Below are 18,175 nucleotides of genomic sequence, written 5' to 3' on the forward strand. Positions count from 1 at the left end.
TATCGCGGCGGGTTAACCCGCCGCGATTTTTGCCAGCTGTGTCATGATGACAGCCGAGCCGTTGAGGCGTTTTTCCGGCGTCGCCCAGTCGCGGATGAACACGATGCTCTGATCCGGCCTGATCTTGGCCATAGAACCCTGCTCGCCAATCATCTTCACCAGACCGACCGGGTTGTTGAACGTCGCATGACGGAACTGGATGACGACGCCCTTCGGGCCGGCATCCAGCTTTTCGACATTGGCGCGACGGCAGAGCGCCTTGATATAAACGATCTTGAGCAGGTGCTGCACTTCCTCCGGCATCGGGCCGAATCGATCGATAAGTTCTGCGCCAAATGCATCGATATCCTGTGGTTCTTCCAGATCGGCAAGGCGGCGATAAAGGCCGAGGCGCAATTGCAGGTCCGGCACATAGGCTTCGGGGATCATAACCGCCGTGCCAATGGCGATCTGCGGCGACCACTGGCTATCTTCCACTTCGCCGGAACCCTTGAGCGTCGCAACGGCTTCTTCCAGCATCTGCTGGTAAAGCTCGAAACCGACTTCCTTGATATGGCCAGACTGTTCCTCGCCCAACAGGTTGCCCGCGCCGCGAATATCCATATCGTGGCTGGCAAGCTGGAAGCCAGCGCCAAGCGTATCCAGCGATTGCAGCACTTTCAGGCGACGTTCCGCCATCTGCGTCAGCATCTTGCCCGCTGGGAGCGTGAAGAGCGCGAATGCGCGCTGCTTGGAGCGCCCGACACGACCCCGCAACTGATAGAGCTGCGCCAGACCAAACATATCCGCACGATGCACGATCATCGTATTCGCGGTCGGAATATCGAGGCCGGATTCCACAATGGTCGTGGAAAGCAACACATCGTACTGACCGTCATAGAAGGCGTTCATGATGTCGTCGAGCACGCCCGGCGCCATCTGACCATGCGCGACGGCGACTTTAAGTTCCGGCACATGCTCTTTCAGGAATTCTTCGATGTCACCCAGATCGGAAATACGTGGGCAGACATAGAAGCTCTGACCACCGCGATAGCGTTCGCGCAGCAGCGTTTCTCGAATGACGAGCGGGTCGAATGGCGAAACGAAGGTGCGCACCGCCATGCGATCCACCGGCGGCGTGGTAATAAGCGAGAGTTCGCGCACGCCCGTGAGCGCAAGCTGCAAGGTACGCGGGATTGGCGTTGCCGACAGGGTCAGCACATGCACATCGGATTTCAGATCCTTGAGCCTTTCCTTGTGCTTGACGCCGAAATGCTGCTCCTCATCGATGATGAGCAGGCCGAGATTCTTGAACTTGATCGAGTTGCCGAGCAGCGCGTGGGTGCCGACGACGATATCAACCGTGCCCTCTTCCAGACCTTTTTTGGTCGCAGCCAGCTCCTTCGCGCCAACCAGCCGCGAGGCATGAGCGACGGTAATCGGCAGGCCATGAAAGCGCTTGGAGAAGGTTTTGAAATGCTGGCGTGACAACAGCGTCGTCGGTACCACGACCGCGACCTGAACGCCGTTGAGCGCCGCGATGAAGGCAGCGCGCAGTGCAACTTCCGTCTTGCCAAAACCGACATCGCCGCAGATCAGTCGATCCATCGGCTTGCCCGCGGCAAGATCGTCAGCCACCGCCTCGATGGCGGTCATCTGGTCTTCGGTCTCGTCATAGGGGAAGCGGGCAGAGAATTCCGCATAAAGCCCATCCGGCGGCGTCATCACCGGCGCGCCGCGCATCTGGCGCTCGGCTGCGATCTGGATCAGATGGCCCGCAATCTCAAGCAGTCGTTTCTTGAGCTTGGCCTTGCGCATCTGCCATGCGCCACCGCCAAGCTTGTCGAGAACCGCATCGGACCCTTCCGACCCGTAGCGCGAGAGAAGTTCGATATTTTCGACCGGCAGAAATAGCCGGTCATCGCCTGCATAGTGAAGTTCAAGGCAATCATGCGGCGCGCCCGCAGCCGTGATCGTCTTAAGGCCAATGAACCGACCGATACCGTGATCGACATGGACGACAATATCGCCAGCCGTCAGCGAAGCCACTTCCGAGATGAAATCCTGATCGCGCTTGCGGCGCTTGGACCGGCGGATGAGGCGGTCGCCCAGAATATCCTGTTCGGCAACGACGGCGAGATCACCGGCATCGAAGCCGCTTTCGACGGCAAGAACCGCTGCGGTGATCTTATCACGAGACAGCGCCTTGACCGTTGAGAGCCGGTCAACCGTCTCGATCTTTTCCAGCCCGTGCTCGTCGAGAACCTGCAACAGTCGGTCGAGCGAGCCTTCGGTCCAGGCGGCAACCAGAACCTTCTTGCCCGATGCGCGCAGATCCGCAATGTGCTTAACCGCCGCCTCAAACAGGTTCACATCAGTTGCAGCGCGCTCCTCGGCAAAGTTGCGGCCCTTATGCGCATCGGCATGGACAATGGTGCGGTTCGATACGTCCGGCGCGCCAAAAGGCGTAAGGTCGATGCGCAACCCGCTCGCCTGCACCGCATCCTCGACCGCCTGCGGTGTGAGATAGAGCGTTTCCGGCTTGACCGGCTTATAGGGCACGGCATCACTACCGGCTTCCTTGCCTTCAGCCTGACGCAGCCGGGCCTCGTAATGATCCACCACCATGGTGTGGCGCTCGGTCAGCGCTTCATGCACGAGATGGTCGAACACCACCGGCATGCCGCCCGCATGATCGAAAACTGTTTCCAGATGATCGTAGAACAGTGGCAGCCAGTGTTCCATACCGGCAAAACGGCGGCCTTCGCTGATCGCCTGATAGAGCGCATCGTCGCGCTGCGGTGCGCCGAACATCGCCACGTAGTTCTTGCGGAAACGGCTGATCATGTCGGCTGAGAGCGTGATTTCGCTCATCGGCTGCAGCACGAATTCCTTGCGCGTGCCCGTCGTGCGCTGCGAAGCAGGATCGAAAGCGCGGATCGTTTCCAGTGTATCGCCGAAGAAATCGAGGCGCAGAGGTTCTTCTGCACCCGGCGCATAAAGATCGAGGATACCGCCGCGCACGGCAAATTCGCCGATGTCGCGCACGGTCGACACACGCTCGAAGCCATTGCGCTCCAGCCGTGAAGCCAGATCGTTCATGTCGAGCTGATTACCGGGGCGAGCTGAAATTACCTGCTCGGCAATTGCCGCCTGTGGAGGCAGTTTTTGCAGCACGGCATTGGCCGTAGTCAGCACGATGGCCGGATGCGGTGTCTTCTTGAGCGCCGCCAGCGCGCCAAGCGCGGTCAGCCTGCGCGCCGATGCGTCGGCCCCGGGCGATACGCGATCATAGGGCAAGCAGTCCCACGCTGGCAGATGCAGCACCGGCAGATCCGGCGCAACAAAGCCCAACACCTGCTCCAGATCGGCAATGCGCTGGCCGTCGCGCACGATATACATGATGGGCCCGCGTTCGCCGATCTCATCCACCAGACGCGCGAGACAGAACGCCTCGAAGCCATCGGCAACACCATCAATGACGATGTGGCGTCCAGCTTTCGTATCCGTATTGGGCTTGAGACCAAATTTGCTGAAAACGGGCATGGATTTTTTAAAACTCTATGCGGTCACGGAAAGCGACGATATCGCGGAAAAGCGGTGTGTCATGTTCTGCCGGAATTGGGCTTTCACCCGTCACCCATTTAAGAAGATCACGGTCCAGCACTTCAAGAATCTGTTCGAACTCATCAAGCTGGGGATCGGTAAAGCCAACCATATACTCATCCGCATATTGGCCCAGAATCAAATCCATCTCGCGCATGCCGCGATGCCAGGCGCGAAACAAAAGCTTGCGACGCCGTACATCCAGATTTCCCGCCGCAAGTGTGCTGCCAGTCATGTCGGAACTGCTCCATTTATCAAAATCGCTGCCGGTATATAGCATCTGGGACCGAACAGGGAACCTGTTTATGAGACAAGAACAAAAAGAGCACGAAAAGATGATGGCACAGGCTTGCACCTGACAGCGAAGCAGTTAATGCTCGCCGCCATGCGTCCATCCATGCTCGATCCGTTTTTCGCTTCCGTCCGTTCGCTTTCCGGCATTGGCCCGAAAGTTGCGGTTTTGCTTGGTAAACTTCTGGGCACAGATGTGCCCGGCGCGGAACCGAAAGTCGGCCAACTCCTTTTCCTGCCGCCAAACAGCGTCATAGACCGGCGCAACCGTCCCGGCATTGCGCTTGCGCAGGAAGGCGCAATTGTCACGCTGGAAGTGGTGGTCGATCAGCACCAGCCAGCGCCGCCCGGCAGAGGAAATGTCCCGCATCGCGTCTTCGCCCACGACGACACCGGCGAGATTGCGCTGACTTTCTTCCATGCGCAATTGCCATGGCTGCACAAGATGCTGCCCGAAGGCGAAACCGTCATCGTGTCCGGCAAGGTGGAATGGTTCAACGGGCGCGCCTCCATGGTGCATCCGGATTATATTGCGAGCCTCGAAGACGCCGCCAATCTGCCGATGGTCGAGCCGGTCTATCCGCTGACAGCTGGGCTTTCGCCGAAAACACTGGGGCGAGCCGTCAAGGAAGCGCTGACGCGTGTTCCACTGCTGCCCGAATGGATAGACGGCCCCTTGCTGGCGCGCGAGCGTTTTCCGGGCTTCCAGGATGCACTCAACACTTTGCACCAGCCGGAAGACCCTTCCGACATTGCGCTTGAAGGCATCACGCGGCGCAGGCTGGCTTATGATGAATTTCTGGCCGGTCAGCTTGCCCTTGCCCTCGTGCGTGCCAAGACACGCCGATTGTCGGGCCGTCCGCTGGAAGGCACGGGCCGTATCGTAACCGAGATCATGCACCACCTGCCCTATAGCTTGACCAAGGGACAGGATCAGGCCGTTCGCGAAATCATCGCGGACCTCAAATCACCCGAGCGCATGTTGCGGCTTTTGCAGGGTGATGTTGGCTCCGGCAAAACGGTGGTGGGTCTGCTGTCCATGGCGCATGCTGCGGAATCCGGCGGTCAATCCGCCCTGATGGCCCCGACCGAGGTGCTCGCCCGCCAGCATTTTGCGACCATTGCGCCGCTCGCCGAAAAAGCCGGGCTGAAAGCTGCCCTGCTGACGGGCCGCGAGAAGGGCCGCGACCGGAACGCCGTGCTGGAAGGCTTGAAGAGCGGCGAGGTCAATATCGTCATCGGCACGCATGCGCTGTTTCAGGAGAAGGTCGAGTATCACGACCTCGTTTTGGTCATCATCGACGAGCAGCACCGTTTCGGTGTGCATCAGCGTCTGATGCTGACGGCAAAGGGCTCAGCCCCCGATATGCTGGTGATGACGGCAACGCCGATCCCGCGCACGCTGGTTCTGACCGCTTTCGGCGATATGGACGTATCCAAGCTGACCGAAAAGCCCGCCGGACGTCAACCCATCACCACGGCAATCCTGCCGATGGAGCGCATGGGCGAACTGGTGGAGCGTATCCGCAAAGCGGTGCAGGAAGGGCAGAAAATCTACTGGATCTGCCCGCTGGTGGAGGAATCCGAGGTCGTTGAACTAACTTCCGCGGAAGAGCGTTTCGAAAGCCTCAAATCCGTCTTTGGCGACCGGATTGGCCTTATTCATGGCCGCATGAATGGCACCGAAAAAGACGAAGCCATGCGCGCCTTTAAGCAGGGCGAAACGCGGCTTTTGGTTGCCACCACCGTCATTGAAGTTGGTGTGGACGTGCCCGACGCAACCATCATCGTGATCGAACACGCCGAACGGTTTGGCCTGTCGCAGTTGCACCAGTTGCGCGGGCGCGTGGGGCGCGGCGACAAACCGTCGACCTGCCTCCTGCTCTACAAGGGACCGCTGGGCGAAATCGGTCAGGCGCGACTGAAGGTCATGCGCGAGACAGAAGACGGTTTCCGCATTGCCGAAGAAGATCTGAAACTGCGCGGCGAAGGTGAGTTGCTTGGCACCCGCCAGTCCGGCACGCCGGGTTTCCGTCTGGCATCCATCGAAGCGCATGGCGATCTGCTGGAAATCGCCCGCAAGGACGCCCGGTATGTTTTGACCAGCGATCCCGATCTGGAATCCGACCGCGGACAGGCACTGCGCGTGCTTCTCTATCTCTTCGGACGCGATGAGGCGATAAGGCTGCTGAGAGCTGGATAGCAAAATGGCCGCTCGCGCGGCCACTTCAATCATTTTATAAAGATAGCCCTATAATAGACTGATTTCATTCAACCGTGACCGACTTCGCCAGATTGCGCGGCTGATCCACGTCGGTGCCCATCAGGACAGCGGTGTGGTAGGCCAGCATCTGGATTGGCAGCGCATAGACCAGCGGCGTGATGAATTCCGGCACGTCCGGCAGAACAATGGTCGCCATCGTATCAACACTGGCGCTTTCCGCGCCCTTCTTGTCGGTGATCAGGATGATACGACCGCCACGAGCGGCCACTTCCTGCATGTTGGAGACTGTCTTTTCATAAAGACGGTCGGACGGTGCAATGACGATGACCGGCATGGCTTCGTCGATCAGCGCGATAGGTCCATGCTTCAACTCGCCAGCGGCATAGCCTTCGGCGTGAATATAGGAGATTTCCTTGAGCTTCAGCGCGCCTTCCATGGCAAGCGGGAAGGATGTGCCACGACCGAGATAGAGGACGTGATTGACCTTGGCGAGCTCTGTACAAACTGCAGCGATCTCGTCTTCAAGTTTCAGCACCTGATTGAGGAAACGCGGCGCTTCGGAAAGCTGGCGCACCAGTTCCTGTTCGCGCGCATCGTCAATCGCGCCACGCGCCTTGGCAGCAGCAATGGCGAGCGATGCCATGGCCGAAAGCTGGCAGGTGAAGGCTTTGGTAGAGGCAACGCCAATTTCCGGACCTGCAAGCGTCGGGAACACGGCGTCGGATTCACGCGCGATGGTCGAGCCGGTGACATTGACGACGGCAGCAATCTTCAAGCCTTGCGACTTGCAATAACGTAGCGATGCCAGCGTATCCGCCGTTTCGCCGGACTGCGAAACAAACATCGCCAGCGAATCCTTCGACAGCGGCATTTCGCGATAGCGGAATTCCGATGCGATATCGCTATCGACAGGCAGACGGGCAATCTGTTCGAACCAGTATTTGCCAACCGATGCGGCATAGAATGCCGTACCGCAAGCCGAGATCGTCAGACGATCCACCTTGCTGAAATCAACGCCAACAGCTTCCTGGCGCACCTTGCCGGTGGTGAAATCCAGATAATTGGCAAGCGTGTGCGAGATCACTTCCGGCTGTTCAAACATCTCCTTCTGCATGAAGTGACGATGATTGCCCTTGGAAACCAGCATATTGGCAGTCTGCGTCTTCTGGATCGTGCGCTCGACCTGATTGTTGCTTTCGTCATAGATGGTGACGCCCTTGCGGGTAAGCACAGCCCAGTCACCATCTTCCAGATAGGCAATTGTGTCGGTGAAGGGCGACAGCGCAATCGCGTCTGAACCGAGGAACATTTCACCATCGCCATAGCCGACGGCGAGCGGCGGTCCCTGACGGGCGCCGATGAGCAGTTCTTCCTCGCCTTCAAACAGGAATGCGAGTGCGAAAGCACCATGAAGCAACGGCAGGCAATCGCGGACGGCCTCAACCGGCGATTTGCCCTTATCCAGCTCACGCGTCACAAGATGTGCAACGGCTTCCGTATCGGTTTCGGTCTGGAATTTGCGGCCTTCAGCTTCGAGCATGGCGCGCAATTCGGCAAAATTCTCGATAATGCCGTTATGAACTACTGCAAGGCGCTCGGTGATATGCGGGTGCGCATTACGCTCCACCGGCTTGCCATGCGTTGCCCAGCGTGTATGACCGATGCCGATCACACCGGGAAGCGGTTCACCGGCCAGACGCTTTTCCAGATTGACCAGCTTGCCTTCGGCACGGCGACGGTCGAGCCTGCCGCCTCGCAAAGTGGCGATACCGGCGGAATCGTAACCCCGATATTCCAGTCGTTTCAGAGCATCGACCAGAAGCGGCGCGACTTCATCCTTGCCGATAATACCGATAATTCCACACATGCATCTGCTCCAGATCTGGGTCGCTTGCTTTTGCCAGCCGGTTTAAAGAGTCTAGAGCGGAACGGCAAGTCACGCCATCCTCGCTCGGGTCGTCAGATAGTTGATTTACTTCGATGAGGTTTTAGCCGCTTTGATGGCGGCATACTTCTCCCGCAGGATCTTTCCCCGACCTTCCTTGGTTTCCTGCCGTGCGCGACCGAATGCCAGTGCGTCAGCGGGAACATTGTCGGTGATTGTGCTGCCGGATGCGATATAGGCGTTGTCGCCGATTTCCACCGGGGCCACCAAAGAAGAATTGGAGCCGATAAAGGCGTTTTCGCCAATGATCGTCTTATATTTATTGTAGCCGTCGTAATTGCAGGTGATCGTCCCAGCCCCGATATTGCTGGATGCGCCGACTGTCGCATCACCGATATAGGTCAGGTGATTGATCTTGGCGCCCTTTCGCACATCGGCATTCTTCACTTCGCAGAAATTGCCGACCTTGGTTTTCTCGCCGAGCTTGGCACCCGGACGCAGACGCGCGAAAGGCCCGATTTCGGCATTGGGACCAACATTCGCGCCTTCCATATGCGAGAAGGAGTGAATGAGCGCACCCGACGCAATATGCACGCCAGGACCAAAGAACACGTTGGGCTCAATAATCACATCGGCTTCCACCAGCGTGTCATGGCTGAAGAACACCGTTTCGGGCGCAATCAGCGTTACGCCGGCCAGCATCATCTCGCGGCGCTTGCGGTTCTGCCAGATGGCTTCGGCTTCGGCGAGTTCTGCACGATTGTTGATGCCGATGACATTATCAACCGGCACTTCGATCGCCGTTACGTTCAAGCCCTTGTCATGTGCAATGGCCACGATATCAGTGAGGTAATATTCGCCCTTGGCATTGTCATTGCCGACTGCATCCAGCAGGGCCAATGCCTCGCTTCCGCGCACCGCCATCAAGCCGCCATTGCAGAAGCCGATGTGCTTCTGGGTGTCAGTCGCTTCTTTTTCCTCAACAATGGCGATCAGCTGGTCGCCTTCTTCGATCAGGCGGCCATAGCCATGCGGGCTTGCCGGGCGGAAGCCGATCACCACAATATCCGCACCATCGGCCAGACGCGCACGCGCCGCTTGCAGGGACTGCGCTTCAATCAGCGGCGTATCGCCAAACACGATCAGCAGATCGTCATAGCCATTGGCAATCGCTTCACGCGCGGCAAGCACGGCATGGGCCGTACCGAGACGTTCCGTCTGTTCGAATGCCGAAACCGGGCCTGCGATTTTCTCGACCGCGCCGCGCACATCTTCCGCACCGCGTCCGACGACCAGCGCGACATCGCTTTTGCCTGTCCCCTGCACCGCTTTGACAACATGACAGACCAACGGCAACCCCGCGACCGCATGCAATACTTTCGGCAAGCTGGATTTCATGCGCGTGCCTTCGCCGGCAGCAAGCACGATGGAAAGGCAAGTACGATCTGTCATGACATTATCCAGAAATACGTGGTGTTCATCCGCTTTATCACGAAAGCGTATAAGGAAGCTTACGGATTTAGCCAAGCCGCCCGAGGACCGGGAACGTCTCCAGTAGCCAGAATGAGAAGGATTGCATACCGCCTGTCAAAAACAGAACGCCTGCAACAACCAGCAGCGCGCCCATTGCCTTTTCCACCTTGCCGAGATGCACGCGGAAGCGAGACAGGAAGCGCATGAAGGCGCCGGAAAAGAGTGCTGCGATCAAGAACGGAATGCCAAGCCCCAGCGAATAGACTGCAAGCAGAAGCGCGCCCTCGCCAACGGTGCTGCTGCCGCCAGCCAGTGTCAGGATTGGGCCGAGAACCGGGCCGATACACGGTGTCCAGCCAAAGGCGAAGGCCAGCCCCATGACATAGGCGCCAAGCGGCGACGCCGGGGCATTGCGCGCCTGAAAGCGCGCCTCGCGTGACAGGAACGACAGGCGCAGCAGCCCCAGAAAATTGAGGCCCATCAGTATAATCACGAGACCGGCGACAATGGCGATCTCCTGCTGCCATGCGCGCAGGAATGCGCCGATGGACGATGCACCAGCGCCAAGCGCTACAAAAACAGTGGTAAAACCGAGCACGAAGCAGATTGCAGCAAAGGCGAGCGAGCGGCGCGCGGAAGGCTCGGCGGCGACACGCGCGGCCTTGTCGGCGCGAAAATCCTCGACGCTCACGCCAGCCATGTAACAAAGATAAGGGGGCACCAGCGGAAGAACGCAGGGCGATAAAAAGGACAGGGCACCCGCACCAGCCGCCGTCATATAGGAAACATCGAGCACGATAACCTCATTCGTTCGTCAAATTGCTTGCTGCCCCGGCTATCCGAAGGCTTATATAGACCAAGTTGTGATTACCATTGAATATTTTCAATGGAACATCTCGTTAGATCACAAGTTTGCCCTAAATCAGGATCATTCCGCGCCTTAATATAAATTATTTAATTGCTCCAACGGAACAATGCACCGATGAGCTTGATTGATGATGATGCACCTTCCATCCAGACAACAGTATCGCCCAGACCTTTTGGCTGGCTGAGACGATACCAGCATTTTCTGTTTCCGGTAGCGGGCATCGCCATCGCGCTGCTGGCGATTTATGTTCTGGAGACAATGCTCCAGCACACGTCGCGGTCGGAAACGCTTGCGGCGCTGCATAGCATTTCCTGGACGACACTCGCGCTCGCGATTTTCTTTACGGTGCTGAGCTATGCGGCTGTCGCCCTTTACGACGTCGTCGCGGTCGATACCATCGCGCCAAACCAGATACCGCGTCGCATTGCTGCCGTCGCCGGTGCTGCGGGCTATGCGATTTCCAATGCGCTCGGCTTTTCGCTTCTGACCGGCGGTGCGCTGCGATATCGCATCTATGCCGCCGAAGGCGTCAGCCTTGCGGATATCGGCAAGATCGTCGGCACATCATGGTTTGCGATCTGGTTTGCCCTGATTATCATGGTCGGGGCTGCACTCCTCATCGATCCGCAGGACGTGCCGTGGCTATCCACCATCGATTCGCGCATCGATATCGTGGCCGGTATCGTTATCCTCGGAGGTATTGGCTGGCTCATCTACTGGCTGTCGCATGGTGAGCGCAGCGTCAGAATCGGGTCTTTCAGCCTGCGCCTTCCCAATTCCAAAGGCGCGCTGATCCAGATCTTTGCTGGGCTGGTCGATGTGGGTGCCGCCGCCGCAACCCTATATGTCTTGATGCCATCCGGCGCTGTGCCAAGCTTCGCCGTATTCGCGCTTGTCTATGTCATCGCAATTGTTCTCGGCATCGCCAGCCATGCGCCCGGTGGTCTCGGAGCCTTTGAGGCAACCATCATCGCGGGGCTTGGCCTTGGCGGAAAACCGGATGCCATTGCCGCCCTGCTCGCTTATCGTATCATCTACACGGTCATGCCGCTGGTCGTTGCAACGGCTGGCATTCTCGTCTGGGAAGCCATGCGGCGGCGGCATATGCTCGGTAAACAGGCGGCCTTCGCCAAACGGCTGTTCGAGCCGCTGGTGCCGAGCCTCTCCGCCGGTATCATCTTTCTGGGCGGCATCATCCTGCTCATTTCGGGTGCAACACCCAATTTGCGCTATCGCGTCGAACTTTTGTCCGACATCGTGCCGGAATTCCTGATGGAAATGTCGCATCTGGCGGCAAGCCTTGTCGGCGTCGCGCTGCTTATCGTTGCGCGCGGCCTTTCCAAGCGGCTGGAGCGGGCATGGGTGGCTGCCATGGCGCTTCTGCTCAGCGGCGCTGTATTTTCGCTCGCCAAGGGCCTCGATTGGGAAGAAGCCGTCATTCTCTGCATCTTCGCCGCGACTCTCTGGAGCTTCCGTGATTCCTTCTATCGCCGCCCCATATCCGGACCGTTCGAGCTAAGCTGGAACTGGATCACCACGGTCGGCACGACCGTGCTCGTTTCCACATGGCTGGGCTTCTTCGTCTATCGCCATGTCGAATATTCAAGCGATCTGTGGTGGGATTTTGCGTGGAGCGGCAATGCGCCCCGCTTCCTGCGTGCAACCGTGTTGGTCTTTGCACTGGTCGCAGCTGTCGGCCTGCATTCGATCATCAACCGCAACAGCCACCGCAGGCGTAAAGTTGATTATTCCATTCCGGAAGCCGTGCCAAATCTGGTTGCGGAATGCCCGCACACAGATGCCGCACTGGCCATGCTGGGCGACAAGCAGTTCCTGATGGCACCGGATAACAGCGCATTTATCATGTATGCGCAGTCCGGCGGCAGCCTGATCGCGCTCGGCGAGCCAATCGGCAATCCTGAAACCGGCAAGGAAGCGGCATGGTCGTTTCACGCACTTGCCGACAAATTGGCCGTTCGCACGGTTTTCTACGGCGTTGGCCCGCAAAGCCTGCCACTATTTCTGGATATGGGACTGGTCGCGCTGAAACTCGGCGAAGTCGCCCGCGTCAACCTCACGGACTTTTCGCTCGACGGGCCACGCCGCCAGCCATTCCGCTATGCCGATCGCAAGATCGACAAGGACGGTTTCACCTTCGAAATCATCCCGGCTGCCGAAGTTGCACCGCTTATTCCGCGTCTGCGTGAAATTTCCGATGTCTGGCTCGACTTCAAGTCCGGCAGCGAAAAAGGATTTTCGCTCGGTTACTTCGACGACGACTATATGAAGCGCTTCGACGTCGCCGTGCTGAAACATGAAGGCGAAATCGTTGCTTTCGCCAATTTGTGGCGTGGCGCTGACAAGCATGAAATCACCGTGGACCTGATGCGTTATATGCCCAATGTGCATAAACTGCTGATGGACGCGCTGTTCGCCAAGCTTTTGATGACCAGCAAGGCCGAAGGCTACAAATGGTTCAATCTCGGTGCGGCCCCGCTTTCCGGCTTGAGCGGAAGCAGGCTCGCCTCGCGCTGGAACCGGCTCGGCTCTTTCATCTACAAGCGCGGTGCCGATCTCTATCATTTCGACGGGTTGAAAGCCTTCAAGGAAAAATTCGATCCTGTCTGGACTCCGCATTATATGGTCTGCCCCGGCGGACTGGAAACACCACGCGCCCTACTCGATGCGACAACCCTGATTAATGGCAGCCCATTGGAGTTCATCCGTAAATGAAGAAAGAACGCGTTCTCTTTACCGTGGTCGGGCTCGTGCTGCTTGGAGCGGCGGGCGTTTACGGATCGCTGCACACCGGCAAGATCGCCCGCATGTGGACCAAACTCACGGGTTCTGAAGAACCGGTCATTCATGCAAGCGCCGAACGGCTGTCGAACATCCCGGTCTATATGCCGAACGGCGACCCGGTCGGGCTTACGATCCTGCTCAGCGACGAGGCAGGCATCGGCGAGAAGGAGCGTGCCTATACGGATGCGCTGCTGGCCAGGAACATGATCGTTCTGCCGGTTGAACTCGGCCCATGGCGCGCTTCGCTCGATAAGGAAGATGGAGAGTGCAACTATCTCGACTCCGATTTCGAGGCCATTGCCAAGGAAGCGCTGCGCGGACTTGATCTCGATGTCTATTTCCATCCGGTGCTGACCGGCATCGGCCAGGGCGCAACCATCGCCTATGCCGCCGCCTCTGATTCACCCGATGCAACCATTGCGGGTGCCGTCTCGCTCGACCCGGCTCCCGCCAAGACGCGCCTGCCCTCCTGCACAGAAAAGGCAGCCTCGACGAAGGCACCGGATGGCGGTTTCACTTACGCCTATGATGCCCAGATACCTGCGCCTGCGCTGGTGATGAGCCCTCCCGGTGGCGAAACCAACAACCCGGTCGACGCCCGGCAAAAGAACATTGCCGTTCTCCAGAGCGGGAAGGATTTCCCGACACGCATGAAAATGGCGGTGGATAATATCGTCGCCATGGCCGATCAGGACGCCAAGAACGAAGCTCTGCCTATCGTCGATCTTCCCGCCAAGGGCGCCAATGCCGATATGGTCGCGGTGTTCTATTCCGGTGACGGGGGCTGGCGCGATCTCGACAAATCTATCGGCGAATGGCTGCAGGCCCATGGCGTGCATGTCATCGGCGTCGATTCGCTACGCTATTTCTGGTCCGAACGCACACCGGAAGAAATCGCCAAGGACACGACGGCCATGATCAAAAAGGCCGACCCGACCGGCAAATTGCCGGTTGCCGTGCTTGGCTATTCCTTCGGAGCCGACACATTCCCCTTCGCGTGGAAATATCTCGATCCGTCCATTCAGGACCGCACCAGAATGATCGGCCTGCTCGGCGTCGAAACCACGACGACCTTCCAGGTTTCCATCGAAGGCTGGCTTGGCATGGATGGTGACAAGGATGTCGTTCCAGCGATTTCCAGCATTCCGCTCGACCGCGTCGTCTGCGTCTATGGCGAAGAAGAAGAGGACACCGCCTGCACGGCAAAAGAGCTGAAGGGCATGGAAGTCATGAAACTGGCTGGCGGTCACCACTTCGACGAAAATTACGAGCCGATTGCAGCAGCCCTGCTCGACAAGATGCGCGCTCGCGCCGGTTTGCCTCCGCGCCCGTCAAGCTGACGGGCCGGATCGTCAAAAGTGCTAACCCTTTATCGCGCCTGACGGATTTTGTGCGCCAAGCGCGCGCTGAACCGCAACGCGGGCCGATGCCAGATCGGGCATGACCCAGTTTGGCTCGCCGCCCAGAAACTTGTCGAGGAATGCTATTGCATAGCCCGGCATGTCGGCCACGTTTTCCCGATAAGACCACCAGGTCCGCAGATCATCCGCGCAGGCGTCGATATCCTGCGCCACGCCAAATTCCTGCTCCTGCACAGCGGCAATCGCGCAGATACAGTAGTTGGTATAGAGAAACCCTTCTGGCCAGAAGGCGATAATATCGTGTTGCGGCGTGCTCTCACCCTCGGTTGCCTTCGGGATCGATAGCGCTCTGGCAGGCGACAGGCGGATCAGCTCACGCAGAACAAGACCGGCGGCAAAGGTGATGAAATCCTTGCGGTCCACCTTGGCATAACGTTTGTTTTGCTCGACCAGCTCAACCCAGTTCAGAAAAGCTTCCGTCAGTTTCTGCTCGTCGATGTCGTAATCAACGCCATAAACATCATGGAGAAGGCTGGCGTGTTTACGAAACGTCGCCCTGAACCAGCGCAACTGCCGCAAGCGACGTCGCAAGTCCGGCATCGATGCCATCTGGTTCTTCAAAAGCAAATCCATATTCCACGCCTCCAACGCCGACAGACCATATGCGAAACCACTACTGTTGTCAGCTTATCCTTCCATCGATATTCACCTCATAATTATACATATTGACATTTAAGAAAACAAATGTTCTGTGAAGAGACGGAGACTGGAGGCGCCCGAAGACGCATCAAGCCTCCGGTGGAGGAGGAGAAAATGGCTATCTGGCAATGGGCTTTACTGGCTTTGGCTCTTTTATGGGGAATCCAGTCGCTGGGCGTCTGGTTTCAGATGCGCCATTACTCCGACGTGCTGAAAGGCGTCACATCTCGCTACTCTGACGGATTCGTCGGTGCCGGCCATGTGCGCGGGCGCTTCGGCAAAGGCGTCATTGTCATGATTGTGGTCGACCGCGACCTGAAAATCCGCCGTTTCCTGGAAATGAGCGGGCGAACCGTGTTTGCGAAATTCAAGCGGCAGGAAGCGTATGAGGGCATGTCGCTCAACGCCTTGCGGCGCGAACAGGAAGCGCTCGAAAAATCGCCCGTCAACGCTGCTGCAAAGCAGGCGATGGACCAGATCGACCGCATCAGGGAACAATCCGACGGCGCGTCTCTCGAAGGACTGAAACTGGCTCACGCCTGAGAGCGTGACCAATCTGGAAGTGATTAAAAACAAACACATAGAGCACTTCCAATGTCCTGGCGGGTGGAAATGCTTAAGGGGTATCGCCCGACGAGGACGGGCGTCGAGGAGGAGAAATGTCTATAGCTGCAATGCTGGCGCAAGGCGCCGATACGACCTTACAATCCTTGCATGTGGCCAGCCAGATGGCAGCCAATATGGCAACGGACGCGGTGTTTCACGGCAAGGTTGCCGTCGAACATGGCAGCCATAACCTTGTGCAGCTTGCACAGGCGACCGGCGCGGACAATCTGACTGTCGATCAGTTCAAGGAGCGTCTGCAACACGTCACGCAGGAAGAACAGCTGGGCTGGCTTGCCTCTATCGGCAAGCACTTCATCGGCATCTTCCAGAAGGGCGGCGAAGTGTTTTCCGGTTTCGTGACCGGTATCATTCCGACGCTGGTGGTTCTGATGACCGCCTTCTACGCAATCACCGAACTGGTTGGCGAAAAGCGCGTGCATGGTCTTGCACAGGGCGCAGGCCGTATCGCGCTGACCCGCTATACGGTTCTGCCGGTTCTGTCGGTGTTCTTCCTGACCAACCCGATGGCCTATACCTTCGGTTCGTTCCTTGAGGAAAAGCATAAGCCTGCCTTCTACGATGCGGCAGTGTCCTATGTGCATCCGCCGCTTGGCCTGTTCCCGCATATCAATCCCGGCGAATATTTCGTCTGGGGCGGCGTGCTCGTGGCTCTGCTTGAGCTGGAAAAGAAGGGTGCCGTGCCCAATGGATATCACATCAATGTGGCCATCTGGTACGCCCTCGTCGGCCTCGTCGTGATCCTGCTCAAGGGCATGCTCACCGAACGCATCACCGCCATCATGGCGCGCCGTCAGGGCGTCGAGCTCTAAGGCGCGCGGGAGGACATCATGGCCAAGACCTATAAGTCAGTCAAAATTTCTCACGGCTCCGGTGGTTGGGGCGGCCCGCTCGTCATTCAGCCGACCGAGCAGCGCAACAAAATCGTATCCGTGACCGGCGGCGGCATTCATCCACTCGCCAAGCAGATCGCCGAAATGACCGGTGGCGAAGCCGTAGACGGTTTCCGCGCGCCGCCCATTGAAAGCGAAATGGCCGTTGTGGTGGTCGATTGCGGCGGCACCGCACGTTGCGGCGTCTATCCGCGCAAGCGCATCCCGACCGTCAATCTGACGCCCGTCGGCCAATCCGGCCCACTGGCGCAGTTCATCACCGAAGACATTTATGTCTCCGGCGTGAAACCGGAAAATGTTGTTCCTGCCGATGGCTCCGTGGCTCCGGCCGCCGCTGCCTCCGTTGGAGCTGCCGCCGCCAAGGCCGAAGAAAAGCCGGCAGCGCCTGTTGATACGTCGAACGATGGTGGCCTTGTCGGCTTTATCAGCCGCATCGGGCGCGCCATGGGTCGCGTGGTCGGCATTTTCTTCAATGCTGGTCGCCGCACCATCGATCAGGTGATCCGCAACGTTCTGCCATTCATGGCGTTCGTGACGATGCTAATCGGTCTCATCCTTTACACAGGCATCGGCGATATTCTTGCCCAGCCAATGGGACCGCTCGCCAACAATATCGTCGGCCTGCTCGTTCTGTCGGCCATCTGCGGCCTGCCATTCCTGTCTCCGATTCTCGGACCGGGCGCAGTCATCGCGCAGGTGGTGGGTGTGGCAATCATCGGCCCGCAAATTGCCAATGGCACCATCGCTCCGGCAATGGCCCTGCCCGCGCTCTTCGCCTACAACACGCAAGTCGGTTGCGACTTCGTGCCGGTGGGTCTGGCGCTCGGTGAAGCCAAGCCGAAGACGATTGAAATCGGCGTGCCTGCGATCCTGATCAGCCGCCAGATCATGGGCCCTGTTTCGGTGCTCATCGCCTGGCTCGTCAGCCTCGCCGTGCTTTGACGCAAACTGGCTCGTCGCATCAAAGCGGCGAGCCGTTCCTCCCAATACCTACCTTTTATTATTCGACATCCTCATCTCCCCATTTATTGGAGGATGTCGGTTGAGTGAAATTGAAAAGGACTGCCGCCATGGCGATACATCTCAAGACACGGATCACCGCAATCGGACCCGAAGTGGCTGATCTCGCCGAAGGCGGCGTTCTGATCCTGTTTGCCGAGGGCTCCCCGCCCGAGCTGGCGGAAGTTTCGGTGATGCACGCTGTCGAAGACGGCCCGCAGGAATCCGCACCGCCGGTTGGCGCGCTTATCGCCATTGGCGATCTGACGGCGCGCATCACGGCCGTCGGAACAAGCGCCTGGCAGAAAGTGCGTGACATCGGTCACGTGGTCATATCGTTTACCGGTGCCGACTCGACCGATCGCCCGGGCGAAATCTGTGCCAGCGAAGTTGATGGCGCCGCTCTGGTTGCCGTGCTGCGCGAAGGACATACGATCGTCATCAGCGACTGATCTCAAGAAGCATTCATGA

At 58.3% G+C, this 18,175-nt stretch carries 13 protein-coding genes; 7 read left to right on the forward strand and 6 right to left on the reverse strand.

All coding sequences use genetic code 11. From position 1 onward, the window contains the following. Nucleotides 1-12 precede the first annotated feature (12 nt). Both mfd and FHW03_RS10650 read right to left on the reverse strand, forming a co-directional pair. Nucleotides 13-3,525: a transcription-repair coupling factor gene (gene mfd / locus FHW03_RS10645; protein ID WP_182520605.1), complete on the reverse strand. Its 3,513-nt coding sequence runs from the start codon at nt 3,523-3,525 to the stop codon at nt 13-15. A 7-nt stretch (nt 3,526-3,532) separates the two neighbouring features. Continuing rightward, the gene (locus FHW03_RS10650) at nt 3,533-3,820 is read right to left on the reverse strand and encodes a succinate dehydrogenase assembly factor 2 (RefSeq protein WP_182520606.1); all 288 of its coding nucleotides are present in this window, start codon (nt 3,818-3,820) and stop codon (nt 3,533-3,535) included. Nucleotides 3,821-3,958: 138 nt separating this feature from the next. On the opposite strand from FHW03_RS10650, the gene recG reads away from it, so the two are divergent. Beyond that, nucleotides 3,959-6,079, forward strand: coding sequence for an ATP-dependent DNA helicase RecG (recG, locus tag FHW03_RS10655; RefSeq protein ID WP_182520607.1), 2,121 nt, complete (start codon nt 3,959-3,961; stop codon nt 6,077-6,079). 64 nt (nt 6,080-6,143) lie between these two features. On the opposite strand, the gene glmS is transcribed toward recG, so the two are convergent. From glmS to FHW03_RS10670, 3 genes are all read right to left on the reverse strand, one after another. Next, a complete protein-coding gene (gene glmS, locus FHW03_RS10660; protein ID WP_182520608.1) occupies nt 6,144-7,967 on the reverse strand; it encodes a glutamine--fructose-6-phosphate transaminase (isomerizing) in 1,824 nt (607 codons plus the stop codon). 105 nt (nt 7,968-8,072) lie between these two features. Beyond that, entirely contained in the window at nt 8,073-9,437 is a 1,365-nt protein-coding gene (glmU, locus tag FHW03_RS10665; RefSeq protein WP_182520609.1) for a bifunctional UDP-N-acetylglucosamine diphosphorylase/glucosamine-1-phosphate N-acetyltransferase GlmU, read from the reverse strand. Nucleotides 9,438-9,504: 67 nt separating this feature from the next. After that, nucleotides 9,505-10,254, reverse strand: coding sequence for a cytochrome c biogenesis CcdA family protein (locus FHW03_RS10670; RefSeq protein ID WP_182520610.1), 750 nt, complete (start codon nt 10,252-10,254; stop codon nt 9,505-9,507). Between the two features lie 186 nt (nt 10,255-10,440). On the opposite strand from FHW03_RS10670, the gene mprF reads away from it, so the two are divergent. Then, on the forward strand, nt 10,441-13,059 hold the full coding sequence (gene mprF, locus FHW03_RS10675; protein WP_182520611.1) for a bifunctional lysylphosphatidylglycerol flippase/synthetase MprF: 2,619 nt from the start codon (nt 10,441-10,443) through the stop codon (nt 13,057-13,059). After that, nucleotides 13,056-14,468 (forward strand): virulence factor family protein, encoded by a 1,413-nt coding sequence (locus FHW03_RS10680; RefSeq protein ID WP_182520612.1) that lies wholly within the window; start codon nt 13,056-13,058, stop codon nt 14,466-14,468. The genes mprF and FHW03_RS10680 overlap by 4 nt, the downstream gene beginning before the upstream one ends. Nucleotides 14,469-14,489: 21 nt before the next feature. On the opposite strand, the gene FHW03_RS10685 is transcribed toward FHW03_RS10680, so the two are convergent. After that, nucleotides 14,490-15,122: a hypothetical protein gene (locus FHW03_RS10685; protein ID WP_182520613.1), complete on the reverse strand. Its 633-nt coding sequence runs from the start codon at nt 15,120-15,122 to the stop codon at nt 14,490-14,492. Between the two features lie 180 nt (nt 15,123-15,302). Between FHW03_RS10685 and FHW03_RS10690 the strand changes: the two genes are divergently transcribed. From FHW03_RS10690 to FHW03_RS10705, 4 genes are all read left to right on the forward strand, one after another. Further along, nucleotides 15,303-15,731 carry a transcriptional regulator GutM gene (locus FHW03_RS10690; protein WP_182520837.1) on the forward strand — a complete coding sequence of 143 codons (429 nt, stop codon included), beginning with the start codon at nt 15,303-15,305 and terminating at the stop codon, nt 15,729-15,731. Nucleotides 15,732-15,847: 116 nt separating this feature from the next. After that, the gene (locus FHW03_RS10695; protein ID WP_182520614.1) at nt 15,848-16,624 is read left to right on the forward strand and encodes a PTS glucitol/sorbitol transporter subunit IIC; all 777 of its coding nucleotides are present in this window, start codon (nt 15,848-15,850) and stop codon (nt 16,622-16,624) included. Nucleotides 16,625-16,642: 18 nt separating this feature from the next. Then, entirely contained in the window at nt 16,643-17,647 is a 1,005-nt protein-coding gene (locus FHW03_RS10700; RefSeq protein ID WP_182520615.1) for a PTS glucitol/sorbitol transporter subunit IIB, read from the forward strand. 128 nt (nt 17,648-17,775) lie between these two features. Further along, on the forward strand, nt 17,776-18,156 hold the full coding sequence (locus FHW03_RS10705) for a PTS glucitol/sorbitol transporter subunit IIA (protein WP_182520838.1): 381 nt from the start codon (nt 17,776-17,778) through the stop codon (nt 18,154-18,156). Nucleotides 18,157-18,175 lie beyond the last annotated feature (19 nt).

The sequence above is a fragment of the Ochrobactrum sp. RH2CCR150 genome (assembly GCA_014138095.1).
Lineage (GTDB): Bacteria > Pseudomonadota > Alphaproteobacteria > Rhizobiales > Rhizobiaceae > Brucella > Brucella gambitense.